24 protein-coding genes and 2 pseudogenes are annotated in these 24,359 nt (G+C 34.5%); 16 read left to right on the plus strand and 10 right to left on the minus strand.

Annotation, left to right across the window (positions count from 1 at the left end):
- The first annotated feature begins 44 nt into the window (after positions 1–44).
- Entirely contained in the window at positions 45–2,456 is a 2,412-nt protein-coding gene (locus EKM01_RS09155; protein ID WP_126767992.1) for a prolyl oligopeptidase family serine peptidase, read from the plus strand.
- A 206-nt stretch (positions 2,457–2,662) separates the two neighbouring features.
- Here EKM01_RS09155 and EKM01_RS09160 read toward each other — a convergent pair whose 3' ends face one another.
- The 3 genes from EKM01_RS09160 to EKM01_RS09170 form a co-directional block, all read right to left on the minus strand.
- On the minus strand, positions 2,663–3,610 hold the full coding sequence (locus EKM01_RS09160) for an ABC transporter ATP-binding protein (protein ID WP_126516102.1): 948 nt from the start codon (positions 3,608–3,610) through the stop codon (positions 2,663–2,665).
- Between the two features lie 104 nt (positions 3,611–3,714).
- A complete protein-coding gene (locus EKM01_RS09165) occupies positions 3,715–4,410 on the minus strand; it encodes an OmpA family protein (protein ID WP_126461562.1) in 696 nt (231 codons plus the stop codon).
- A gap of 17 nt (positions 4,411–4,427) precedes the next feature.
- The gene (locus EKM01_RS09170; RefSeq protein WP_126461565.1) at positions 4,428–4,904 is read right to left on the minus strand and encodes a lipocalin family protein; all 477 of its coding nucleotides are present in this window, start codon (positions 4,902–4,904) and stop codon (positions 4,428–4,430) included.
- Positions 4,905–5,084: 180 nt separating this feature from the next.
- Here EKM01_RS09170 and htpG point away from each other — a divergent pair, with 180 nt between their 5' ends.
- From htpG to EKM01_RS09195, 5 genes are all read left to right on the plus strand, one after another.
- Complete coding sequence (htpG, locus tag EKM01_RS09175; protein ID WP_126562280.1) at positions 5,085–6,986, plus strand: molecular chaperone HtpG; 1,902 nt, start codon at positions 5,085–5,087, stop codon at positions 6,984–6,986.
- 791 nt (positions 6,987–7,777) lie between these two features.
- Entirely contained in the window at positions 7,778–8,677 is a 900-nt protein-coding gene (locus tag EKM01_RS09180; protein ID WP_126767995.1) for an IS1595 family transposase, read from the plus strand.
- Complete coding sequence (locus EKM01_RS09185) at positions 8,678–9,196, plus strand: hypothetical protein (protein ID WP_126767998.1); 519 nt, start codon at positions 8,678–8,680, stop codon at positions 9,194–9,196.
- A 13-nt stretch (positions 9,197–9,209) separates the two neighbouring features.
- Positions 9,210–10,082, plus strand: coding sequence for a hypothetical protein (locus EKM01_RS09190; protein ID WP_126768002.1), 873 nt, complete (start codon positions 9,210–9,212; stop codon positions 10,080–10,082).
- 624 nt (positions 10,083–10,706) lie between these two features.
- On the plus strand, positions 10,707–11,123 hold the full coding sequence (locus EKM01_RS09195; RefSeq protein ID WP_126576472.1) for a DUF4440 domain-containing protein: 417 nt from the start codon (positions 10,707–10,709) through the stop codon (positions 11,121–11,123).
- Between the two features lie 50 nt (positions 11,124–11,173).
- Here the strand turns inward: EKM01_RS09195 and EKM01_RS14810 are convergent.
- Positions 11,174–11,392: pseudogene (locus tag EKM01_RS14810) on the minus strand (RNA pseudouridine synthase); the annotation flags it as partial.
- Between the two features lie 85 nt (positions 11,393–11,477).
- Here EKM01_RS14810 and EKM01_RS09205 point away from each other — a divergent pair.
- Positions 11,478–12,032, plus strand: coding sequence for a transposase (locus EKM01_RS09205; RefSeq protein WP_126576473.1), 555 nt, complete (start codon positions 11,478–11,480; stop codon positions 12,030–12,032).
- Between the two features lie 212 nt (positions 12,033–12,244).
- Here the strand turns inward: EKM01_RS09205 and EKM01_RS09210 are convergent, their stop codons facing one another.
- The 6 genes from EKM01_RS09210 to EKM01_RS09235 all read right to left on the minus strand — a co-directional run bounded on the left by EKM01_RS09210 (position 12,245) and on the right by EKM01_RS09235 (position 18,435).
- Complete coding sequence (locus EKM01_RS09210; protein ID WP_126576474.1) at positions 12,245–13,210, minus strand: sodium-dependent bicarbonate transport family permease; 966 nt, start codon at positions 13,208–13,210, stop codon at positions 12,245–12,247.
- A 36-nt stretch (positions 13,211–13,246) separates the two neighbouring features.
- The gene (locus tag EKM01_RS09215; RefSeq protein ID WP_126768005.1) at positions 13,247–14,599 is read right to left on the minus strand and encodes a dihydroorotase; all 1,353 of its coding nucleotides are present in this window, start codon (positions 14,597–14,599) and stop codon (positions 13,247–13,249) included.
- A gap of 3 nt (positions 14,600–14,602) precedes the next feature.
- Complete coding sequence (locus EKM01_RS09220; RefSeq protein ID WP_126462134.1) at positions 14,603–15,562, minus strand: L-threonylcarbamoyladenylate synthase; 960 nt, start codon at positions 15,560–15,562, stop codon at positions 14,603–14,605.
- Positions 15,563–15,565: 3 nt separating this feature from the next.
- Positions 15,566–16,402, minus strand: coding sequence for a DUF6671 family protein (locus EKM01_RS09225; RefSeq protein WP_126744032.1), 837 nt, complete (start codon positions 16,400–16,402; stop codon positions 15,566–15,568).
- A complete protein-coding gene (locus EKM01_RS09230; protein WP_126462128.1) occupies positions 16,395–16,697 on the minus strand; it encodes a hypothetical protein in 303 nt (100 codons plus the stop codon). Before EKM01_RS09230 ends, EKM01_RS09225 begins: the two co-directional genes overlap by 8 nt.
- Before the next feature lie 301 nt (positions 16,698–16,998).
- On the minus strand, positions 16,999–18,435 hold the full coding sequence (locus tag EKM01_RS09235; protein WP_126555107.1) for an NADP-dependent isocitrate dehydrogenase: 1,437 nt from the start codon (positions 18,433–18,435) through the stop codon (positions 16,999–17,001).
- An 89-nt stretch (positions 18,436–18,524) separates the two neighbouring features.
- Here EKM01_RS09235 and EKM01_RS09240 point away from each other — a divergent pair, with 89 nt between their 5' ends.
- The 9 genes and pseudogenes from EKM01_RS09240 (at position 18,525) to EKM01_RS09280 (ending at position 24,358) form a co-directional block, all read left to right on the plus strand.
- A complete protein-coding gene (locus EKM01_RS09240) occupies positions 18,525–19,445 on the plus strand; it encodes a LysR family transcriptional regulator (protein WP_126768008.1) in 921 nt (306 codons plus the stop codon).
- 99 nt (positions 19,446–19,544) lie between these two features.
- A pseudogene (locus EKM01_RS09245) lies at positions 19,545–19,688 on the plus strand (DUF2721 domain-containing protein); the annotation flags it as partial.
- A gap of 112 nt (positions 19,689–19,800) precedes the next feature.
- Positions 19,801–20,697, plus strand: coding sequence for a DMT family transporter (locus EKM01_RS09250; protein ID WP_126462119.1), 897 nt, complete (start codon positions 19,801–19,803; stop codon positions 20,695–20,697).
- Between the two features lie 68 nt (positions 20,698–20,765).
- Positions 20,766–21,119, plus strand: a complete 354-nt coding sequence (locus tag EKM01_RS09255; protein WP_126462116.1) for a MauE/DoxX family redox-associated membrane protein — start codon at positions 20,766–20,768, stop codon at positions 21,117–21,119.
- Between the two features lie 4 nt (positions 21,120–21,123).
- Positions 21,124–21,732 (plus strand): alpha-ketoglutarate-dependent dioxygenase AlkB, encoded by a 609-nt coding sequence (locus EKM01_RS09260; protein ID WP_126768011.1) that lies wholly within the window; start codon positions 21,124–21,126, stop codon positions 21,730–21,732.
- Between the two features lie 45 nt (positions 21,733–21,777).
- On the plus strand, positions 21,778–22,605 hold the full coding sequence (locus tag EKM01_RS09265) for a sterol desaturase family protein (RefSeq protein ID WP_126462110.1): 828 nt from the start codon (positions 21,778–21,780) through the stop codon (positions 22,603–22,605).
- Positions 22,606–22,723: 118 nt separating this feature from the next.
- The gene (locus EKM01_RS09270) at positions 22,724–23,002 is read left to right on the plus strand and encodes a DUF2805 domain-containing protein (RefSeq protein ID WP_126462107.1); all 279 of its coding nucleotides are present in this window, start codon (positions 22,724–22,726) and stop codon (positions 23,000–23,002) included.
- Between the two features lie 62 nt (positions 23,003–23,064).
- Positions 23,065–23,409, plus strand: coding sequence for a hypothetical protein (locus EKM01_RS09275; protein WP_126576481.1), 345 nt, complete (start codon positions 23,065–23,067; stop codon positions 23,407–23,409).
- A gap of 1 nt (position 23,410) precedes the next feature.
- Positions 23,411–24,358, plus strand: coding sequence for an alpha/beta hydrolase (locus EKM01_RS09280; RefSeq protein WP_126576482.1), 948 nt, complete (start codon positions 23,411–23,413; stop codon positions 24,356–24,358).
- The last annotated feature ends 1 nt before the right edge of the window (position 24,359 follow it).

A 24,359-nucleotide genomic window follows, 5' to 3' on the forward strand; every position in this document is an offset into this window, starting at 1 on the left:
CCAATTATTGATACTGCCAATGCTAATTTAAAATCATTCAAATTATGAAGTTAAAAATTCCATTTTTTTTATTTCTTGGACTAAGCTTAACCACTTTTGCACAAGAAAACTTAACCTATCAAAAACCATCTCAGTCCATATTGGATTTAGCGGATTATGAAAGAGCACCTTCAGTATCGATGGATACTAAAAAAGAATACATGTTGCTTACGTACAAAAATACGTATAAATCACTGGACGATTTAAACCAAGAAGAACTGCGTTTGGGTGGATTGCGGATTAATCCAATTACAAATATTTCCAGTACTGTTACATACGTGAACAACCTGAAATTACGCAAAATAAAAGACAAAAATGAAGTACAGGTTACAGGTTTGCCAACGAATCCTCGTATCAGTACTATCGGTTGGTCTCCAAATGATACAAAAATCTCATTTTCGCACACCACAGCTTCCGGAGTAGAACTTTGGGTTATCGATGTTGCTTCGGCGAAAGCCACCAAATTAACGGAAGCAACAGTGAATGCTAATATTGGAAGTCCGTTCAGCTGGATGAATGACAACGAAACTATTTTGGTAAAAATGTTACCAAAAAACAGAGCAGCTCTTTTGGATGCCAAAAAAGATTTGCCAACCGGTCCGATAATTTCAAACGCCGATGGTGTAAAATCGCAGAACAGAACTTATCCGGATATGTTGAAAAACAAGAATGATGAAATCAATTTTGAGAACATCATGACTTCTGAATTGTACAAAGTAAACCTGAACGGAACAGCAACTTTATTCAAAAATGCAGCTATGTATGCGGGAGAAAGTTTTTCCCCTGACGGCAATTATCTAATGCTGACTACGATTCAAAAACCCTTTTCATACATTGTCCCGTTGAGTCGTTTTCCTTCAAAATCAGTAATCTATGACAAAGCTGGAAACGAAGTAAAAGTAGTCAATGAAGTGCCGCTGACGGAGATTATTCCTAAAGGATTTATGGCCGTTCGAAAAGGAAAAAGAAACATGAGCTGGAGAACCGACAAACCCGCAACATTAACTTATGCTGAAGCTTTAGACGGTGGGGATCCTGCAAACAAAGTGGAATTCAGAGATGAAGTTTTTCTTTGGAACGCACCTTTTAATCTTTCCGCTACTTCATTGGTAAAAACACCACAACGCTACGACCGAATAATTTGGGGAAATGATACCGTGGCTATAATTACAGATGAATGGTATGATACCCGTAATACCAAAACGTATGCAATAAATCCCTCGAATCCAAGTCAGGCTCCAAAAGTAATTTTCGACAGAAATTCACAGGATGTATATTCTGATCCTGGAAATTTTGAAACCAGAAAAAACCAATACAACAGGTATGTTTTGGCTATCGAAAATGACAATGCATATCTTATTGGTAATGGATTTACTAAAAACGGGCAATTCCCGTTTATAAGTGAATTTAATCTGAAAACGTTGCAAGCAAAACGGTTGTATACTTCGACTTACACCGATAAAAAAGAAGACGTTTTGGAGATTGAAGACTTCAAAAAAGGAACGGTTTTAGTCCAAATCCAGTCTAAAAATGAATACCCAAATTATTACCTTAGAAATATTAAACAAAAAAACAAACTAACACCAATTACCGCATTCAAAAATCCTTTTGAAAGTATCAAAAACGTGAGTAAAGAAGTGATTAAATACAAGCGTAAAGATGGTGTTGAATTATCCGGAACGTTATATTTACCTGTTGGTTATGACAAAATCAAAAAAGAGAAAATGCCATTGTTGATTTGGGCTTATCCAGCTGAATATAAAGACAAAAATTCAGCAGGACAAAGCACACAAAACCCGAACGAATTTACATTTCCTAGTTATGGATCGTTCGTATATTGGGTAACCAAAGGCTATGTAGTTCTTGATGACGCAGCTTTCCCCATAATTGGCGAAGGAACAACGGAGCCCAATGATAATTTCATGACGCAATTAGTTGACAATGCTGAAGCGGCCATCAATGCCGTGGATGCTTTAGGATACATCAACAGAAAAAAAGTAGCTGTGGGCGGTCATTCCTATGGTGCTTTTATGACCGCTAATTTACTAACGCATTCTAATCTTTTTGCGTGTGGAATCGCTCGAAGTGGTGCTTACAACAGAACGCTAACACCTTTTGGTTTCCAGACCGAACAACGCAACTACTGGGAAACTCCTGAAGTGTATAACACGATGTCACCATTTATGAATGCGGATAAAATGAAAACTCCCATGCTTTTGGTACACGGTGAAGCAGATAATAATCCGGGTACTTTCACTTTGCAAACCGAACGTTATTTTCAAGCTTTGAAAGGGTTAGGTGCTCCGGCAAGAATGGTAATTCTGCCAAAAGAAGCACACGGTTATGTAGCCAAAGAAAATATTTTGCATTTGCTTTGGGAACAAGACCAGTTTTTAGAAAAGTATTTAAAGAATTAATTCTAAAAAGGGTTCAGTGATCAGTTATTGAGTGATCAGTAAGTTGTACAAAAAAAATTAACATAGCACAAAACCCCAAATTCACTTTGACTTTGGGGTTTTTGTTTATTACTACTTTTATAAAAGTTGAAAACGACTTCTACTTTCGATAGTTATCAGAACTGAAAATCACTGAATACTGAGCACTGTTTACTGAATACTAATCATCAGGATAACATCAAATATACTTCCTGATTTAATGCTAATTCCGAATCATGTTCAAAAAAAATCGCTCTTCTTTCAAAAGCTGCTTTGACTAAATAATGACTTCCTTTAAAATAACATTGTTTTACGACTACTTTCATAATGGCGTTGTCCACCACTTTTAATTGATGCGGATACAATAAAAGCGGCTGATCCGCTTCATCCACAAGTTCAATTAATTGCGACAATTTCAGTTCATTGACCTCTCCAAAAAGAGAAGCTATATATTTATTAGCCGGGTTTTCATACAAGGATTTAGAATCTCCTTTTGCCACTACTTTTCCGTTTTGAACTACAATAGTTTCATCAGAGAAAGACAACGCATCAGTACTGTCATGTGTGGCAATAATACAGGTAATCTCTTTGTCTTTTAAATACCTAAATAAATTGCGACGCAACGAATTTTTCCGAAAAGAATCAATTTGACTGAACGGTTCATCGAGCAAAATAATTTCGGGTTCTAATGCTAAAACTCTTGCCAAGGCTACTCGCTGCTGCTGTCCGCCGCTTAGGAACTTCGCTTTTACTTTTGCGAAAGCAGTCATTTCGACCATTTCTAACAGCTCTTGGACTCGAGCTTGCTTTTGTTCCGGATGCATATTTGACAAGAACTTGCCCACATTTTCTTCAACGGTTATGTACGGCATCAAATCGAAATCTTGTGCTAAATATTTAATATAATCTTCTCCCGGTATCAGATTGTATTTGGGACCCAAAATAGGTTTGTCATTATAAGTAATTGTTCCGTTATCCAAATCATATAATCCGTATATGAGTTTTAGCAACGTACTTTTACCGCAACCGCTTTCGCCAATAATAGCGGCGTTTTCCCCTTTTGCAATGGCAAAACTAACCTCTTCTATTACGGGCTTTTCAATGTAAGTAAAGGATATGTTTTTTATCTCGAGCATCATCTTTATTTAAGTATGCAAATTTACAATGTTTTATTGCAATTTGGACACAAAAAAAGGCTACTTCTTGACGAAACAGCCTTTGTTTTTTTGGTATTTTATACTTAATTTTTTCCTTCGGATTCAGCATCTTTAATCATTTTATCGTTTGCAGTAATCGCAAATTCAACACGACGGTTTTGACTTCTGCCATCAACTGTTTCGTTGGAGGCAATTGGATCTGCAATTCCTAAACCAGTCACTTGAAATCTACTGGAAGAAACCCCTTTGCTAGTTAAATAATTTCTAACTGATGCCGCTCTTTCTCCTGAAAGTTTCAAATTGTAATCCGCTGGACCTGTGCTGTCAGTATATCCGTAAATCGTAATATCAGTATCCGGATATTCTGAAAAAACAGGAACTAATTTATCTAAATTTGCTTTAGCACTGGCCGTCAATGAAGATTTATTAGTATCAAAACGCACTGCATTTTCATTCAAAACCAGTTTAATACCTTCTCCTACACGAACGACTTCAGCTCCAGGAAGTACTGCATCTATTTCTCTTGCTTGTTTGTCCATTTTGTTACCAATAACTCCACCGGCAACTCCACCAACAACTCCACCAAGTACAGCTCCCATTGCTCCATTACCGCCTTTTCCAAGATTGTTTCCAAGAACACCTCCCAGAACGGCTCCGGCAACAGCACCTATTCCAGCTCCTCTTTGGGTTTTATTGGTGTTTTTGATTGCTTCACAACTGGTAAACATTGAACCTATAATCATTATTGTTGCCATTGCAACTATTGAAATCTTTTTCATATCGCTATTTTTATTAATTAATTAACTTTTTGGAACTGATACACGACATCCGTCATTTTTCCTCCTACATCGATTTTATCGATCAATTGAAAAGAAGTTTCCGTTTGGTTTGCAAGGCGTAAAATATAACCGTCTCTCACTTTTCGCGCTTTTTCACCTGCATCAAGTACTTTCAATACAAATTGCTCGTCATTGTTAACAAACCATGTAATTGGTGAACTAAACGAAACACAATTTGCTTTGGTCAAAGCCATATTCCCTTTGTTATTATTCGAAATAAACTTCCACGTACTTCCAATAAAGCATTCGGAATCCGCAAGTTGAAACGTATTCACTTTAATATATTGTGAACCTGGATAGGTTACTGCGCTAATCACCCAGTCTCCTTTCATCATGACCTGAGCTTTTCTATCGGTGTTCGTACTCGTTACTGATGTTGACTTACATGCAAACATTAAAACCGCTAATGTGCATAATAAAATGATTTTTTTCATCGTTTGAAATTTATGTAATTAATGTTTTAACAAAGATACAAAGCAATAAAAACAAAATAGTTTCAAAATTAAATTATTTTATATCATAATTAACGCCTGCGCCAATTTGTCACTTCAACAATAATTGGTATTCTATTTGAAAGGATTTTATCCATAAAAATAAACTTAAAAATTCAAAATATGACAACAGGTAAAATTAATGTTTCGGTAGAAAACATCTTTCCCTTAATCAAGAAATTCTTATACAGCGATCACGAAATTTTCTTGCGTGAATTGATTTCGAACGGGACAGATGCAACTTTAAAACTGAAGCATTTAACCAGCATTGGCGAGGCCAAAGTAGAATACGGAAACCCAATTATCGAGGTAAAAATCGACAAGGAAGGCAAAAAACTGCACATCATCGATCAAGGTCTGGGAATGACAGCTGATGAAGTGGAAAAATACATCAATCAAGTTGCTTTTTCTGGAGCTGAAGAATTTTTGGATAAATACAAAGATTCTGCTAAAGATTCTGGAATTATTGGCCATTTTGGTCTTGGTTTCTATTCTGCTTTTATGGTTGCTGAAAAAGTGGAAATCATCACTAAATCTTTCAAAGACGAGCCAGCTGCGCACTGGACTTGTGATGGTAGCCCGGAATTTACTCTAGAACCTGCTGACAAAACTACTCGCGGAACAGAAATTATCTTGCATATAGCCGAAGATTCTTTGGAATTTTTAGAAGATTCAAAAATCAATCAGTTACTGAACAAATACAATAAGTTCATGCCTATTCCAATTAAATTTGGAACCAAAACAGAGAAAATAGAGCAAAAAAAGGGTGAAGAAGTTGCTGCAGAAGATAAAGACAAAATTTTTACTGAAGTAGAAGTTGACAACATCATCAACAACCCAAACCCGGCTTGGACGAAACAACCAACGGAGTTATCAGATGCTGATTACAAGGATTTCTACAGAGAAGTATATCCAATGCAATTTGAAGAACCGTTATTCCACATTCATTTAAATGTAGATTATCCGTTCAACTTAACCGGTATTTTGTATTTCCCAAAATTAGGTTCGGATTTACAAATTCAGAAAGATAAAATCCAGTTGTACCAAAATCAAGTGTACGTAACGGATAATGTTGAAGGAATTGTACCTGAATTTTTGACTATGTTAAAAGGGGTTATCGACTCACCGGACATTCCGTTGAACGTTTCTCGTTCTGGATTGCAGGCGGATGCCGCGGTGAAGAAAATCTCCAATTACATCACCCGTAAAGTAGCTGATAAGTTAAAATCGTTGTTTACTGAAAACCGTGAAGATTTTGAACAAAAATGGAACGATATCAAAATTGTTTTAGAATACGGAATGCTTTCTGAAGATAAATTCTACGAAAAAGCAGGAGCGTTTGTTTTGTATCCAACAGTTGATGGAAAATATTACACCTTAGAAGAATTAAAAGAAAACCTTGCTGCAAATCAAACGGATAAAGACGGGAAATTAGTGGTTTTATATGCTGGAAACAAAGAAGCACAACACTCTTATATCGAAATTGCAAAAGACAAAGGATATGAAGTATTATTGTTGGATTCTCCAATTATCTCGCATTTAATTCAAAAAATTGAAGGCGACAACAGCAACATGACTTTTGTACGTGTGGATTCGGATCATATTGATAATATAATCAAGAAAGAGGAAACTACTATTTCTAAATTATCGGAGGAAGAGCAAACCAACTTGAAAACTGTTTTAGAAGCTATTGTTCCTAAACAAACGTATTCCGTACAACTGGAAGCTTTAGATAGCAATGCTTCGCCATTTATCATCACGCAACCGGAATTCATGCGTAGAATGAAGGAAATGAGTCAGTCTGGTGGCGGTGGTATGTTCGGTATGGGAAATATGCCCGAAATGTACAATTTGGTTGTAAATACTAATTCTGAGTTGGCAACAAGTATTCTAAACAATAAAGACAAAGACGCTCAGGAAAGTTTGGTCAAACAAGCGCTTGACTTAGCTAAATTATCACAAAATTTATTAAAAGGAGAAGCGTTGACTGCTTTCGTAAAAAGAAGTTTTGAGCTGATTAAATAAGCAGCGAACCCATTTTATGAAATAAAATGGCGTGAATCGCTTATTCCGAACTTATTTTGGGATATTCCATACAATTAAGCTGTCCAACTTTGGGCGGCTTTTTTTTTAATAAAAATATAAGGAGCAGTCACCATCGTTTTTACAAGAAACCTATTCCCGCTTTCCACTGTATCTTTCAGCCCGAAAAGAATCGGGCTCAAAGGATGCCGTTGCAATCAGGGCTATGGGAGACGGATAATTTTTTGAAGATGATTTACTCAAAAAACAAAACTATAACTCTGTTTAGACATCACCACAAAGCACATACTTAAAAAGCAGTACTAATTTTATTTACGTAAAAAAAATTATTGAGTCATAAGAGTACTAAAACTGCCCAAATTTACGCCCACGTAAGTACGAAAAGTTTGCTGTAATTAAAAGTCCGTTTGATGATTTATAATAGAAATTTACTATATTTGAAAATAAATAAAACTGACTTTTGTCAGACAAAGCCACTCAATATTGGGGTGATAGGTCTGATTTCGTCAGACGTATATACAAGTTGGTGGCAATTTTGCCAAAACAGAATCGAAAATTGAAACGTTAATTTTTATGACAGTATTTTCAAGTTCATTTAATAATAAAAGGTTATCTGAAATTACAATGGCTAAAATTGAAGTTTTAATAACCAGTGAAACAAACAAGTCTGAAATTTCAAAAGCAATTTACGATAGATTATATGAAAGATATATTAAAATATTTTTTTTGAGGTGTTCCGATAAATACTTATGATTTTTATGTATATTTAAAGTATGGAAAAATTTACAGGAGAAAGTATTTTAGAATTCACCGATAAGTTCAAAACGGATTTAGATTGTTTAGAATATTTGGCGGAAATAAAGTGGAAAGAAGGTTTTAAATGTGTTAAATGTAATCACACGAAATTCACTATTCGCAAAAAGAATTTTGCAAGAGATTGTAACGCTTGCCATCATATTGAAAGCCCGATTGTAGATACAATTTTTCACAGAGTTCGATTTGGTTTGAGAAAAGCATTTACAATTGTTTTTGAGATGAGCGCAACTACAAAAGGTTTCTCTACAAAACAACTTGCAAAACGATTAAAAATCAGTAGAACTACTGCCACTAATTTCATTAAAAAAGTTAGAATTAGTATGGCAAGTAGTGCTTCACAGCCAATGATTGGTCAGGTTTTTGTCGATGAATTTGTTTTTGGCGGTAAAGAAGATCTCAAGCAAGGAAGGAGCAATAATTCAAAAAAAAAGAAGTTGATAATCGCTGTTGAAACAAATGACACTGGCGGAATCAAAAGAGTATATTTTGACCAACTTGAAGATTATTCGTGTAAAGAAATACGCAAAATATTTGATAAACATATTTCTAAATCTGCATCTATAAAAACTGACAAATGGACGGGTTATAATCCATTAAAAAAAGAGTTTGATTTGAAACAAATTAAAAGCGATAAAGGCAAGTCTTCAAAAGAATTGCATACTATAATTCATCAAGTAAAATCTTGGTTAAGAAGTACTTTTTCTTGGGTTCATAAAGAACATATTCAGAAGTATTTAGACGAGTTTAGTTATCGAATTAATAGGTCGATTTACAAGGAAAACATATTTGACCTACTGATAAATAGAATGATGAAAACTCAAAAGGTTTTATATCAAGATATTATAATAAGTAAATAAATGAACACCTCAATATTTTTTTATAAATCAAATGATATTGTAGAATATTACAGAACTGTAAATGAGATTGAAAAAATAAAAATGAATTCAACTTTTAACGCAGAATATAAAAGTGGATTTTCAATAATGACAAATTGCTCATTGTTAATTGAAACAATAATTGCTTTTTTGCAAGGGGATAATCAAACATCAACTTATGGGGATGAAGCTTTTAACAGATTTTTTATAAAAGCTAAATCTTACAATAACTCTTTAAGCATTTTTGAAAATCAAAAATTTTATAAAAACATAAGATGTGGTCTTTTACATCAAGGAGAAACATATGGTGGCTTCAAGATACAACGTGAGGGTAAATTATTCAATCAAAGTAAAAAAATAATAAATGCGAAATTATTTTGTGATGAGATAAATATTTTTTTGAAATCCTATCAAAATGAACTTATAACCAGTGATTGGGATAGTGAAGTTTGGGATAATTGTAGAGCCAAATTAAGACACATAATAAAAAATAGCCAATAAAAAATTTGATAATATGATAAAATGTAAATATTGTTCAGAATTAATACAAGATGATGCAATAAAATGTAAACATTGTAACGAATGGTTAAATAAAGAAAATAAATTAAAATCAGTTTTTAATGCTGTAAGTGACAAAATAAAAACTGTTAAAGAAGAAAGTGAAAGAAAAAAAACTGAACATTTATTTATTCCAACAGAAGAAAATCCAATAAGTGTTAATCATGTAAAATTATATTCTAATAAAATTATAGTAAATAATGAAGATATTTTATTTAATGAAATATCCGAAATTGTTTTCGATGCATCTGAAAGCACATACAATTTTTCTACCACAAGAAATTTAATGTTTAGCATTTCAGTTGTAAAAATAAATTCTGAAAATATTTTAAAAGAAAATAAATATAATTTAGTTACTACAGAAGAAGGACAATTATATTTACATTACCCTCAAAATAAAGTCGATTTTGAAAAATATCTACTCATTTATAATTTAATTTCAAAAAAAAGTTTTTACTATCGCTTTTCTTACCAAATGAAAACTATAGAACAGTTTAAATGTTTTTGTTTTAATAATTACATCTTTAAAAGTAACGGCGATATAATTAAAACCTCAGAAAAGGGAGAAAAAAAGATTTGTAATTTATTTGAGGCAAAGAAAAATAACCAAATTGAATGGGGTGTGAAATGGGTCGGTATGAAATCTATGAGTAGTAATCCAAATCAATTTAGGATTTTAAACGGCAACTTAAATATAAAACTGCTATTTGGAATATTTGAAACGGGAATACATTTAAAAATTAATCCATTTGAGAACAAAGACATCTTTGAGTTTGTAATTAAATATTTTTTAGAAAACGAAAAATTTCCAATTATTCAAAAAGAATAAAAACTGCTAGCTACTCGAAGTGTTAAAAAAAACATTCTTAAAACTCAGAGCTGCTGTGCGAATGTCTCTGACTTCGCACCCACTCCAATAGGCAACAAAAACCGACCGCGCCTATATACCACAATCGTTAGCGCAGTTTTGCAAACTGTGCCCACAACAGAGAACAAAAAACGAAAAAGCTATGAGTACTTCATTTCTTTTTGCTATTTTAAAACAAACAAAATGTCTGCTAAGAATAAAGCCCTAAAAACCGAAGACCAGATTAGAAAATGAATTAGAGGTGGTTTTATTAGATTTATATTAATTGCCAATTGAAATGGGCACAGTTTGCAAAACTGCGCTAACGGATAACGGATTTTCATATTTTGTTTAAGAGAAGTATAAATAAAAACTAATTTTTTATCCTGAAAATGAATTCATGAGATGTACAGGAATAAATAATTAACGCTGCATTTTATATTGGGGTAAAATTGTACAAAAATTAAAAAGTAGTTCAAGTATTTTATAGTACAATATTTCATAAAATTAAATGGGAATGAACACGATTTTTTGAATACATTTGATTTATGAAAAGGGATAAAGGTTGTCCACAATAAAGTTAAAATCAATCAAATCGTAAAAAAAATGAGAAAAATCATATTATCAATAGTGCTCTTATTTTGTAGTCATTTATCAATTGCTCAAGAGAAAGAAATTAAAGCAGTTTTAGAAAAACAACGTTTAGATTGGAATAATGGGGATATGATTGGGTATATGCAAGGTTATTTAAAATCCGATTCTTTACTATTTGTTGGAAAAACAGGACCATTTTACGGCTGGCAAAAAAACTTAGAGATCTATCAACAAGTTTATCCTGACAAAGCTGCAATGGGTACTCTAACTTTTAATATCAAACAAATAAAAATGATTGATAGCGAACATGCCTTTGTTTTAGGTGCTTGGAATTTGCAAATGGAAAAAGGAGAACAAAAAGGATTTTTTACTTTAATAGTAGAAAAATTTAAAGAAGGTTGGAAAATCGTAGTTGACCATTCTAGTTAGTTTTTTTTTAGTGAAAGGTTGTGACGAAATATTTATATGAAATGAGTTTTCTAAATTGCATTCCAAATTACATCATCAGGAGTTGGCGCCAAGATTTCCATATTTTCTTTGGTAACAGGATGGGTAAAGACTAGTTTTCGAGCATGTAAATGAATGCCTCCATCTGAATTACTTCGATCAAAACCATATTTTAAATCGCCTTATATGGGTGAGCCAATAGCCGAAAGCTGTGCGCGAATTTGATGGTGTCTGCCCGATCGCACCGATATACCGCAATCGTTAGCGCAGTTTTGCAAACTGTGCCCACAATAATGTGCAAAAAATAGTGAGCAAACAATACAAATAACACAAAAAATGTCGACAAAGTATAAAGCCACAACAACTGAAGACGCTTATTTTATTACTATAACTACAATGGGTTGGGTAGATATTTTTACACGATTAAATCAAAAACAAATTATTATACAAGCGTTACACTATTGTCAAGATCAAAAGGGCTTAGAAATTTATGGATATTGTATTATGCACAGCCATATTCATCTGCTTTGCAAAGCAACAAATGGTTTTATATTATCCGATGTGATGCGTGATTTTAAAAAATATACATCTAAAAAAATTATTCAGGCTATTATTGAAGAACCGGAAAGCAGGAGAGAATGGATGTTGGATTATTTTAAAAAAGCTTGTCAGCATTTAAAACAAGAACAACAATACAAAGTTTGGCAAAACGGCTATCATGCAGAACATGTTTACAGCAATAAATTTATTAGACAAAAAATGGATTACATACACAACAATCCTGTAAATGAAAAAATTGTAACGATGCCGGAAGATTATTATTTCAGTTCTGCAAGAAATTATGCTGCATTAGAAAATGAATTAGAGGTGATTTTATTAGATTTATTTTAGTTGCCAATTGAAATGGGCACAGTTTGCAAAACTGCGCTAACGATTGTCTGTAAATAATAGCGATTGGATTTATTAAATTTAATTTAGTTGCCAATTGAAATGGGCACAGTTTGCAAAACTGCGCTAACGATTCTCTGTAAAGAACATTCATGTTATTACCAATAGTTTTTGAAACAATTAATAAGTGCTACTACATTGGTCAAAGCAACTGTCTAAAGGTGACACAGCACAATTGAAAAATAAATGGGCATCCCAAAAGTAATGTTAAAAGGAAACGTTACTGCCAAAGCCATGGGTAAAAATATTCCTGGATTCGCCTTTGGAACGGCTATTTTCATCGCGGCCGGAACGGCAATATAAGAAGCACTGGCCGCTAAGACAGCAAAAATAAAACGATTCCCAACATCCTCGGTAACGAATTGACTTAGAAAAGCAACAATACACCCGTTGATCAATGGGAAAACAATAGCAAAAAAGACGCTAAACCAGCCACTTTTGAAAAAATCATTTAATTTTCGTCCACTAACAATTCCCATGTCCAGTAAAAATAAAGCCAAAAACCCTTTGAAAATATCAGTAGTAAACGGCTTAATTCCTAAAGCCTGTTGCTCACTGGCCAAAAACCCAATAACCAAACTACCTAGAATCAAGAGCACGCTTCCATTAGTAAATGAATGTTTGATAATCGTGGTCATCTTCGTTTTTTGAACTTTTTCCTTACTAAATAATCGGATTAAAATCACTCCGATAATGATTGCAGGAGCTTCCATCAGCGCCATAACAGCAACCATGTGGCCGCTAAAATTGTAATTTTGAATTTCTAAAAAAGAGATGGCCGTTACAAAGGTCACTGCACTCACAGATCCATAAGCCGCAGCAATGGCTCCCGAATTCTCAATGCTAAACTTTTTCTTTAAAATAAAAAAAGTATAAAGTGGAATTAATACCGCAATCAATACCCCAAAAACAATAGACCAAAGTATGTCAACAGTAAAGTGACTGTGCGCTAGTTCCTGTCCGCCTTTAAAACCAATGGAAAAAAGCAGGTACAGCGATATAAATTTAGAGGTATTCTCCGGAATTTCTAAATCACTTTTGACATAGACGGCTATAATTCCCAACACAAAAAACAACAAGGCAGGATTAGTTAAATTATCCAGTAATAAACTAAGATTCATATTTTAATTATTTTAAAATTATTTTATACATTTTGATTATCTAATCTTTTCAAATCGCAATCTTTTTCCTTTTACATCCGTTTGGACAAGTCCTTTTTCATAAACTATATTTCCATTTACAAAAGTTGAACTGATACTGCTTTTAAAAACCTGTCCTACAAAAGGAGACCATTTGCATTTATATAAAAGAGAGTCTGGAGTTACTTCCTGTTTTTTATTTAAATCGACTAAAACTAAATCGGCAAAATAGCCCTCCCTTATATAGCCTCGTTCTTTTATTCTGTAAATTTCGGCTACATTATGGCTCATTTTCTCCACTACTTTCTCCAACGGAATTTCACCACGATGAAATAATTCTAACATTGCTAAAAGAGCATGTTGTACTAATGGTCCGCCGGAATGCGCCTGAAAATAATTCCCTGCTTTTTCGGCAACAGTATGAGGAGCATGATCCGTTGCAATAATATCTATTGAATTATTGAGCAAATACTGCAGTAAACCTTTTCTATCTTGCTCTGTTTTTATGGAGGGATTCCATTTGATCTTGGAGCCCAATCTTTCATAATCGGCATCCGAAAACCAAAGATGATGTACACATGCCTCGGCTGTGATTCGTTTTTCTCTGATCGGTGTATAATTATCAAATAATTTGGCTTCCGCCAAAGTTGAAATATGAAAGAGATGCAAGCGTGTTTGGTGTTTTTTAGCAATTTTCAATACTCGTTCAGTTGCTTTTAGGCAAACTTCCTCATCCCGAATAAGAGAATGATAAAAAAAAGGAATTTCAGTTCCGTAAATTAGTTTATAATCCTCCGTATTCTTTTTTATCAGTGAATCATCTTCGCTGTGCAAAGCTACCAAGGTATCGGTTCTTGAAAAAAGTTGCTCCAAAAATTCTGGATAGTTGGCTAAAATTCCCTCGTCATTATTAAAATAAAGCCCATCATCCGTAATTCCACATACATTTTCGGTATTTGTTTTTAAAGCTTCTTCCAAGTTATTTTTTGAAATTCCCATAAAAAACGAATAATTAGCAATTGATTTTTCCGCCGCCATCTTGTATTTTTCTTCTAATAACTCTTGAGTCAGCGTATTGGGAATCGTGTTGGGCATATCCATAAAGGAGGTGATGCCGCCAGCCACAGCGGCAACCGACTCTGAAAAAATAGTGCCTTTATGTGTTAGTCCCGGATCTCTAAAATGAACCTGATCATCAATGACTCCCGGAAGCAGATAAAGTCCTGTCGCATCAATTTCGATATATTTTTTTGCAGGATTTAGTCCAATTGATGGTGCTATCTTTTCAATTCTTTCTCCTGAAATCAGAAGATCTAAATTAAGTATTTGTCCTTCATTGACCACTTTTGCATTTCTGATAATAGTATCCATATCTTATTTTTTGGTGGCTCTTTTTAAACGATCGTTTATCGTTTTGCCTAAACCCACATCTGGAAATCGTTCCGCTATAATGCAGTCGAGATGGCACTTATCTAATCTATGCAAGGCAGCATACAATTGCGATGCGGCTTCTGCTAAATTGCCTGTTGTCGATAGAATTTCCTGTTGTACAATTTTTGGATCATCAATCCCTTTTTGGAATACTAAAACTCCAATTTTTTGATCCGGAAACATTTTTAGCTTCTCCGTCACATCAGCTGTCAAAAAAGTCGTCGTCGAAGGAGCATAGTGCTTAGAAAACATGCCTGGTGCCGCTGGAGCAATATCATCATGGGTAATCATTTTTACCGGCCCAACAATTGCTTCAATATCCTCTACAGCCAAAGAACCCAAGCGATATAAAATAGGCTCCCCATTTTCAAATCCGATGATCGTTGACTCTATTCCCCTTTGACAAGCTCCACCATCCAAAACCATTGGTAACACCTCTTCAAAATAGTCAGCAACATGTATTGCTGTAGTGGGACTAAGAGAGCCAAACGGATTAGCACTCGGAGCCGCTAGAGGATAGGCTAACTGATTCAGCAGGGCTAAGGCTACTGGGTGATTTGGAACTCTGATCGCTACGGTATCTTTACCACCGGTAACCAAATCCGGAATGGAAATTTGCTTTTTTAAAACCAAAGTTAAAGGTCCCGGCCAGAAAGCTTTTGCTAACAAGTTCGCTTTTTCAGGAATGTCTCTCGCTATTTCAGAAAGGACAGTTGCCGATTTTATATGAACAATTAACGGATTAAAAAACGGACGTTTTTTAATCGAAAATATACGCTCTACCGCCTTTGAGCTGTAAATATTGGCGGCTAAACCATAAACCGTTTCGGTAGGAATTCCTATGGTTTGCTCCTGATTTAAAAGCGCAACAGCTTTTGGAATCGAACTACTGATTACACTCATATCTTATGGATTACAGGAATCGCAGAATCCTGGTTCTTCGGTTATTTTTTGATGGGGATACATTTTTTCGGAACTAAAACAACACTTTTTACAACTATAAATAAAACTCAAGGTAGATCGTGTGGGCGCTGAACACCATGAACAAGGCAAGCCCTGTTTCGCATCTATCACACAATAACCCGGTGCTTTACAGCTTGGGCATTCCGTTTTTATAGTTTCCAATAATTTTTGCGCCGCTACTTTTATCACACCCATACGAGTGGGGTTGTACAGCGCACGCATATCAGTTTCAGCATAAACACTCCCATATTTGTTCACAAGGTGCTGAAAAGTATCTTCCAATTCACTTTTTGTGGTAATCCCTTTAACTAGTGTTGTTAGATCATCAGGCTTGCTTCGCAAAATTATGGCATGGGCAGGAAATTGAATCTTATTTGCAAAATCCAAGAGCATTTCTTTACTAGAAATATTTTCTCCATAAAAATTAGTCTCCAAACTGAGTTCTCTGGCAATGATTTCTAAGTCGTTTTTTTTATCGATAAAAATTAAAAACTCATCATCGGCCTGGGCAAAAAAGATAGAAGGATGTGAACCAAAAGAGCCTTCGCTGGCAATAGCCAAATCGCAGTCAAATTCTTCCATTGCCGCCAAACATTTAGCCCTGACGGTTTCAACTGCCGTATTTTTCCGCTCCACTTCACCTGAAAAAGTGCCGAAAATATCCGAATCATAACTTTCAGGAACAAAACAGTGAACACCTAATCCTTTTTCAAAAATTGGAGCAATCACTTTTTCTTTGTGATGCTTGGTGGCAATGAGTAATTGTCTACCCTCAAACATTCAATTCAGTTTTTACTTTAGGACACAGTACAATTTGAATTACACTGTCAATTTTCAGTTCCAAATCCTTTGACGACGCTTCTTTGATGAGTTCCTTGATGTATTCAGAGGCTTCTAAAAGAGTTTCAAGCCTTATTTTTGAATGCGAACAGTCTTCATCAAATCGAATTTGATTGCTAAATTTTTCTAAATTATGATAATTAATCTTATTGTTGATTAACGAAAACAGTACTTTTCCTGCTTCTGATGGTGCAAACTGACCTTCAACTAGCTTAAATTGATATTCTTTTTCCATAATACTTTATAATGAAATTTTATTTTTTTGTAATGTGTAGATCGTGAAAAATATTCCCAAACCTAGAAACAGTGTGAAAAATAAGTTATTAGGTGCTACGATTGTCAATAGTATTCCACCAATCAACCAAACTATTCCAAAGACCAAACTAATTTTTTTATTTTTATTTTTCATAGGGACTAATTTTTTTTACTACTTAATGGAGCGTGTTAGGAATAACTCACCTTATTAAATTCTTTAAAGGAAACAGCACATTTAGTGAAAGAGTACCAATTAAATAAAGGAGAAGTTAACGCATTTCTTACTGTCCTTGACCCAATGAAAAAGCCATTTTCCCGTCAAATTTATATAAATTTTCAGTTTTGATGCTATCGATATTATGGTCGATGCATTGCTGCAATAATCCAATGATCTCCTCTTTGTTAACTAGTACTCCATCCTCAGCTTTGAAACGGCATCTCCAGTGATCTGTACAAAAGGTTTGTTTAAATCCTTCGGGCCAAACTTTGATTCCTCTATTGGAAATCATATTCAGTTTTAGATTTTCAGTCCCTATATTTTTTAGAATTTCGGCTAGCGAATTAGGATCGGTTCCATTCCAATGCACAAATACATCGTGACCTACCAATTCTTTTTTTGCAGCTGGTCTTCTCTTATATTTCGGGAGATCTAAGGCTTGAACATTTTTATAATCTACAGCAGGAAGCTGTTTTGGTTTTTGCCCTAAATTTAGGATTACTGCGTCGGCAAATTCTGAAGTCCCTACTTTTGCAGTGCTTACGCCTTCTTTGAAGATATCATAGGTATGTATTCCGTCTTCAAGCGTTTTCAGCCATGCATTTTGTACTTTACTAGCCACTTCGTTTTGCCCAATATGATTCAGCATCATTACTGCTCCTTGTAATAATCCCGACGGATTCGCAACATTTTGCCCGGCTCTTCTGGGTGCAGATCCGTGAATTGCTTCAAACATTGCACATTCTTCTCCAATATTTGCTGAGCCTGCCAGCCCCACAGAACCGGCAATTTGTGCAGCGATATCAGAAATCACGTCACCGTATAAATTTAAGGTTACAATAACATCAAAATTCTCTGGTGTATCGCTCATTTTTGCAGCACCAATATCAATAATCCAGTGCTCGTTTTCAATTTCAGGATACTCTTTCGCTAACTCATCAAACACTTCATGGAATAATCCGTCCGTCTGCTTCATGATGTTGTCTTTTGTGAAACAAGTTACCTTCTTTCTTCCATACTGTTTGGCATATTCAAAAGCATAGCGAACAATTTTTTCACAGCCGGGACGACTAATGATTTTCAAACACTGCACAACTTCATCCGTTTGCTGATGTTCTATTCCCGCATATAAATCTTCTTCATTTTCACGAACAATGACAATATCCATTTTTGGATGTTTTGTTTCCACAAAAGGGTGCAAACTCATACATGGTCTAACATTAGAATATAATCCTAAGAATTTTCTAGTGGTAACATTCAAACTTTTATAACCACCACCTTGCGGAGTAGTAATTGGAGCTTTGAGAAATATTCTATTGTTTATTATAGAATCCCAAGATGACTTTTCAATTCCGGAGGTATTACCTTTTAAATACACTTTTTCACCAACTTCAATTTCATCAAATTGAAGCTGTGCGCCCGCTGCCTTAATAATTTTCAAAGTAGCATCCATTATTTCAGGTCCTATTCCGTCTCCTTTTGCTATTGTTATTCTTTGCATATCTTTTTGTTTATTTTTTTTTACAAAAGTAAAACCGGCTATCCATATATTTTTATTTATATTTGTAATACAAAGCATAAAAATTATTTATGAATTATACGCTACACCAGCTGCATGTCTTTTTAAAAATTACCCAAAATAAAAGCATCACTAAAGCCGCAATGGAACTGCACCTTACACAACCCGCAGTATCCATTCAATTAAAAAATTTTCAAGATCAATTTGATGTACCGCTAACAGAAGTAATCGGAAGAAAGCTGTTTGTTACTGATTTTGGCAAAGAAATCGCCACGGCTGCAGAAAAAATTCTAAATGAAGTACATGCGATCAATTATAAAACAATGGCATTCAAGGGACAACTGACAGGACGATTAAAAATTTCTGTCGTATCAACCGGGAAATATGTAATTCCTTATTTTTTATCTGATTTTTTGAAACAAAATCAAGGTGTCGAATTGATTCTGGATGTGACCAATAAAACTAAAGTGTTGAAAAACTTAGAAAGAAATGAAGTAGATTTTTCTCTGGTTTCCGTGTTACCAGAAACCCTGCAAATCGAGAAAGTGGAGCTTATGCCTAATTCCCTTTTCCTTGTTGCTAATAGTGATCAAAAAATGGGAAAAGGAATTCAGGAAAAAAAAATCATAGAAACCTTACCCATCATCTATCGCGAGCAAGGATCAGGAACAAGATATGTGATGGAAAAATTTATAGAACAGAATCAATTAACCGTTTCAAAAAAAATGGTGCTGACCGGAAATGAAGCGGTAAAACAAGCCGTACTGGCTGGACTTGGATGCTCGATCATGCCTTTAATTGGTATAAAAAACGAACTTAATAATAGAGACCTACAAATTATTCCGGTAAAAGGCTTGCCTATTCAATCCAACTGGAATTTAATTTGGTTAAAAGGCAAAAAGTTTTCACCTGTAGCCGATGCCTATTTAAAATTTATTCAAAAAGAAAAAACTAGAATCATCGAACAAACCTTTAACTGGATTACACTTTAAAAATTTAAGTCAGTAAAGGAAAACTCCTCTTATTCATTGCAATACTAAAATGCATCAAAAGATTAGCGATCTTTGCCTTTAAAATGATTCTATTAAATTATGATTTTACAAATAGAAACTCCAGCATTACTTTTTAGCGCAACTTCGTTGATTTTATTGGCGTATACCAACCGGTTTTTGGCTAATGCTGCAATCATAAGAGGATTAAAAAAAACCTACCACGAAAAGCAAAATGATGTAATTTAATTGGAAATCAAAAACCTGAATTTATGGTTGACTCTGATATTATCTACCAATTCACACCTTATAACTAGGAACTAAACCCTATCTTTGCCCGCTTTTTAAAATTAAAAAAATGATAAAAAATAGTATCTTAAAAGGAGTTTTCTTAGTTGGTCTCGGCGCAACGAGTTACGGAATGCTGGCTACTTTTGTAAAGATAGCCTACGGTCAAGGCTACACCACACCCGAAGTTACCGTTGCCCAATTTGTATATGGAATCATGGGAATGCTGCTGATCAATATGTTTCAAAAAGCTAAGAAAGGAAAAACCGTTATAAAAGCATCCCAAAAAAACATCACTCAGCTGATGCTTGCCGGAACTTCTTTAGGATTTACGAGTATCTTTTATTATTTAGCAGTAAAATACATTCCTGTTTCTATTGCGATTGTTTTATTGATGCAAACCGTCTGGATGGGTGTTTTATTCGAAATGATTTTAGAAAAAAAAATTCCTTCTACTCAAAAAATAGTTTCCGTATTTATTGTCTTAACCGGAACTATCCTTGCTACCAATGTCTTCGAGAATAGTATCGTTTTAGACTGGCGCGGTATAGCTTTAGGGCTTTTAGCAGCAGCTTCTTTTACTACAACTATGTTTACCGCTAATCGTGTGGCAACTCATATTTCCTCGGCACAACGCAGTTTATTCATGTTGTTGGGAGGTGCTGTCATCGTGACCTTTTTTGCAATCTCAACACAAACTACTCCTTTTAACTTTGAAATTTTCATGAAATGGGGAATCATTTTAGCCCTTTTCGGAACCATAATTCCACCTTTATTGTTGAATGCCGGTTTTCCGCTGACTGGAATCGGACTGGGAAGTATTGTTTCGGCACTGGAACTTCCCGTATCGGTACTTATGGCATATCTCTTATTGAATGAGCAGGTAAACCTGATCCAATGGCTTGGCATTATTTTAATTATTTTAGCAATTATCATAATGAATGTAAACCTGAAGCGAACCTCCTAATTGCAGTTTCAATCCATTTGCACTGATTTTAATAAAATTTTTATAAATTCGTATTAAATAACTTTACTATGAATTTACCTTGGCATTTATATGTGATGGCTTTCGTCTACTTTATCGCAGGATTAAACCATTTCAGGAATCCCAGACTGTACTTGAAAATCATTCCTTCGTACTTTCCAAATCCAAAATTATTAAATTACATCAGTGGTTTAGCAGAAATATTTCTGGGAATTTCGCTTTGTATTCCGTTACTTTCCAACTATGCCGCTTGGGGGGTGATCGCTTTGTTAATTGCTATTTTTCCAACACATTTGTATATGTATTTTGATGAAAAAGCAAGAATGGGTCTGCCAAAATGGGCCTTACTATTGCGAATGCCACTACAATTATTTTTAATTTACTGGGCGTACCAATATACTTAATCTCGTGAAATCACTTTTCGAATCCACATCAGAACCTGTATTTATTGACTTGCAAGATGCGGAGATCATCTACTATCCTCATTTTTTTGACCAAGAACAAGCCGATATTATTTTTGCCGAATTAATGCAAGATATCCCTTGGCAACAAGACGATATTCGTGTATACGGGAAAATTCATCCGCAGCCTCGTTTGACGGCTTTATTTGGAAACGAAGGAAAACCTTACTCGTATTCGAATATAACGATGCAGCCACATCCTTGGAATTTGCTTTTGCAAAAGCTAAAATCTCAAGTCGAAAAAAGTGCTGATACTACTTTTACAACCGTCTTACTCAACCAATATCGCGACGGAAAAGACAGCAACGGTTGGCATGCTGACAACGAAAAAGAATTAGGAATCAATCCCATAATTGCGTCGTTGAGTTTTGGAGCCCAACGAACCTTTCAACTCAAACATAATTTAGATAAAGACCTAAAAAAAACTATCATACTGGAACATGGAAGTTTGTTGCTGATGAAAGGAACGACACAACATTTCTGGAAACACCAGATTCCAAAAACCACAAAACCTATTGGCCCCAGAATAAATGGCACTTTCCGGGTAATCAAATAATTACTTTCATAAAAAATTATTAAATTTGGAATAAATATCTGAATTATGAATGATATCATTACTTATTTTTCTACCATTCCATCGTCACACCGAAGTTTAATTCTTGTGGGCGGAATCACTTTTTTCTGGCTGATCGAAAATGCTTTTCCGCTTTTTAACTTCACCTATAAAAAATGGCATCACGCCGGCATCAATATTTTTATGACCTTCACGACTATTGCTGTCAATTTTTGCCTAGCTTTTATTTTATTAAAAGCGGCTGACTGGACAATTGCTACAAATTTTGGAATTTTACAATGGCTTCCTGAAATGCCGCTATGGCTTTACGCCCTTATTGGATTGCTTTTATTGGATTTAATAGGCGCTTATCTGGTGCATCTAGTCGAACATAAAACCAAGTTTCTGTGGCGTTTTCATTTGATTCATCATACAGACACCTGGATTGACACCACAACCGCCAATAGACACCATCCGGGAGAAAGTGTGATCCGATTTACATTTACCGCTTTGGGTGTTTTAATCATTGGAAGCCCCATGTGGATGGTTTTCCTTTACCAAACATTATCTGTTGTAGCCACGCAATTCAATCATGCTAACATTTCACTTCCTAAAAAAATAGATACTATTATGAGCTATTTTATCGTATCGCCAGACATGCACAAAGTACACCACCATCATGTTTTGCCCTATACCGATAGTAATTATGGCAATATATTTTCAATCTGGGATCGGTTATTTGGCACATTTATGACACTTCCAAAAGAAGAAATTATTTACGGAATTGATACCCATCCCAATCCTGAGGAACACAATGCATTAAAGAATTTATTGAAAATACCGTTTCAAAAACAGCCATTAAAGAAAAAAAATTAAAAAAATTAAAAAAAATCATCTTTTGAGAAAAAGTAATTATAATTTTTCTTAATATTGAATGAAATTAAAAAATTTAATTTAATAATCATTAACACCTATTTGAATTAATTTTCACGTGATGAAAAAGAGTAACCGCAAAGAATTGAACTGGGAGCAAACAGAAAAACTTGTTACAATGGCTTTAGAAGAAAAAAATCCTTTTGAAATCATTAAAAAAGAATTTGGTTTGGCCGAAAAAGAGATCCTAGAGATAATGAAGAAGAAGATGCCGGCAGAAAAATTTGAAATGTGGAAAAAGAAAGCTACCGCAAATAAACCAAAACCAAAACCCATAAAAGTGGATGATTTTGACGAAGACTTAGACGGTAAATATTACATAAAAAACAAACTAGATTAAAATAAAACTCCTGATATTCGGGAGTTTTCTGTTTTAAAACAGCAGTCTCAACTCATACATTTATGGTTTCAGTAACATCAAACGAAAACGAATTTGTTTTTGATATTCTAGGAAGTCATACATTTTGGGCTTTCGAAAATAAGATTCGTGTACCGAAAGATAAAATAATCCGAGCGTATCAAAGCAACGATGAATTTACATTTTGGATCGGCTGGAAAATGCCAGGCACCCAATTACCATGGGTTATAACTGCTGGCACTTATATCAAAAAAGGAAAACGCAACTTTTGGGACGTTTGCAATAAAAAAAATGCAATTATTGTTGAACTCAAAGATTCCTATTACAATAAACTAATTATTGAAGTCGAAAATCCGGAAGAAACAATAAACGAATTAAATGCGAAATAAAATGAAAAAATTACTACTCGTACTCCTGATCTCGTGTTCAATACTCTGCCATTCACAAACAGAAACAGCAATTCAATCTTTTAATAAGGATGAAGTTACTATAAATCCATTGTTAAATGGGTCGTTGTACTCTCCTTTAAAACAAAACAAAAAGACGAATCTTGTCATCCTTATTGCAGGTTCAGGCCCTACAGACAGGGACGGAAATCAAAAAGGACTCCCCAATAATTCCCTGAAATATTTATCCGAAGAATTAACTAAAAATGATATTGCCGTTTTTAGCTATGATAAAAGAATCTTTGCTCAAATGAAGAGTGGAACGGTAAATGAAGCTACCCTTACTTTTGATGATTTCATCACTGACGCAACCACCGTTTTGCTGTTTTTTAAAAATCAAAAAAAGTACAACAAAATAATAATTGCCGGACACAGCGAAGGTTCCTTAATAGGAATGATTGCTGCAAATGGCAAAGCGGATGCTTTTATTTCATTAGCTGGAGCCGGAAGAACGATTGATGCTGTTCTGGTGGAACAAATAGCAAAACAAGCCCCTTACCTCAAAGAAGAAGTTCAGAAAAACCTAGACATTCTTAAAAACGGAGAAACTTTCGAGTTAAAAAACCCCATGTTAGCTTCCCTTTTTAGAGCAAGCATCCAGCCCTATATGATTTCATGGATAAAATACAATCCGCAAATTGAAATTGCAAAGTTAAAAATACCCGTACTACTGCTAAACGGAACTGCAGATTTACAGGTGTCAGTTGCTGAAGCAGAACTGTTAAAAAAAGCCAAACCGGAAGCAGAGCTAGTTCTGATCGAGAAAATGAATCATATTTTCAAAGAGATAAATGGAGATGATTCTGTAAATATGAAATCCTATTCTAATCCGGACTTACCCATTGCTCCAAAAGTGGTGACAGCAATAACTGGCTTTATAAAATCGTTATAAG

Source organism: Flavobacterium sp. RSP46 (genome assembly GCF_003984825.1).
In the GTDB taxonomy this organism is placed as follows: Bacteria; Bacteroidota; Bacteroidia; order Flavobacteriales; family Flavobacteriaceae; genus Flavobacterium.

Coding starts and splice junctions, on each gene's coding strand:
- EKM01_RS09225 (WP_126744032.1), bottom strand. CDS start 16,402: ATGTTTGAGGGTAGACAATTACTCATTGCCACCAAGCATCACAAAGAA.
- EKM01_RS09250 (WP_126462119.1), top strand. CDS start 19,801: ATGATAAAAAATAGTATCTTAAAAGGAGTTTTCTTAGTTGGTCTCGGC.
- EKM01_RS09265 (WP_126462110.1), top strand. CDS start 21,778: ATGAATGATATCATTACTTATTTTTCTACCATTCCATCGTCACACCGA.
- EKM01_RS09230 (WP_126462128.1), bottom strand. CDS start 16,697: ATGGAAAAAGAATATCAATTTAAGCTAGTTGAAGGTCAGTTTGCACCA.
- EKM01_RS09280 (WP_126576482.1), top strand. CDS start 23,411: ATGAAAAAATTACTACTCGTACTCCTGATCTCGTGTTCAATACTCTGC.
- EKM01_RS09195 (WP_126576472.1), top strand. CDS start 10,707: ATGAGAAAAATCATATTATCAATAGTGCTCTTATTTTGTAGTCATTTA.
- EKM01_RS09215 (WP_126768005.1), bottom strand. CDS start 14,599: ATGGATACTATTATCAGAAATGCAAAAGTGGTCAATGAAGGACAAATA.
- EKM01_RS09235 (WP_126555107.1), bottom strand. CDS start 18,435: ATGCAAAGAATAACAATAGCAAAAGGAGACGGAATAGGACCTGAAATA.
- EKM01_RS09270 (WP_126462107.1), top strand. CDS start 22,724: ATGAAAAAGAGTAACCGCAAAGAATTGAACTGGGAGCAAACAGAAAAA.
- htpG (WP_126562280.1), top strand. CDS start 5,085: ATGACAACAGGTAAAATTAATGTTTCGGTAGAAAACATCTTTCCCTTA.
- EKM01_RS09190 (WP_126768002.1), top strand. CDS start 9,210: ATGATAAAATGTAAATATTGTTCAGAATTAATACAAGATGATGCAATA.
- EKM01_RS09160 (WP_126516102.1), bottom strand. CDS start 3,610: ATGCTCGAGATAAAAAACATATCCTTTACTTACATTGAAAAGCCCGTA.
- EKM01_RS09205 (WP_126576473.1), top strand. CDS start 11,478: ATGTCGACAAAGTATAAAGCCACAACAACTGAAGACGCTTATTTTATT.
- EKM01_RS09255 (WP_126462116.1), top strand. CDS start 20,766: ATGAATTTACCTTGGCATTTATATGTGATGGCTTTCGTCTACTTTATC.
- EKM01_RS09185 (WP_126767998.1), top strand. CDS start 8,678: ATGAACACCTCAATATTTTTTTATAAATCAAATGATATTGTAGAATAT.
- EKM01_RS09220 (WP_126462134.1), bottom strand. CDS start 15,562: ATGAGTGTAATCAGTAGTTCGATTCCAAAAGCTGTTGCGCTTTTAAAT.
- EKM01_RS09240 (WP_126768008.1), top strand. CDS start 18,525: ATGAATTATACGCTACACCAGCTGCATGTCTTTTTAAAAATTACCCAA.
- EKM01_RS09210 (WP_126576474.1), bottom strand. CDS start 13,210: ATGAATCTTAGTTTATTACTGGATAATTTAACTAATCCTGCCTTGTTG.
- EKM01_RS09165 (WP_126461562.1), bottom strand. CDS start 4,410: ATGAAAAAGATTTCAATAGTTGCAATGGCAACAATAATGATTATAGGT.
- EKM01_RS09170 (WP_126461565.1), bottom strand. CDS start 4,904: ATGAAAAAAATCATTTTATTATGCACATTAGCGGTTTTAATGTTTGCA.
- EKM01_RS09155 (WP_126767992.1), top strand. CDS start 45: ATGAAGTTAAAAATTCCATTTTTTTTATTTCTTGGACTAAGCTTAACC.
- EKM01_RS09275 (WP_126576481.1), top strand. CDS start 23,065: ATGGTTTCAGTAACATCAAACGAAAACGAATTTGTTTTTGATATTCTA.
- EKM01_RS09180 (WP_126767995.1), top strand. CDS start 7,778: ATGGAAAAATTTACAGGAGAAAGTATTTTAGAATTCACCGATAAGTTC.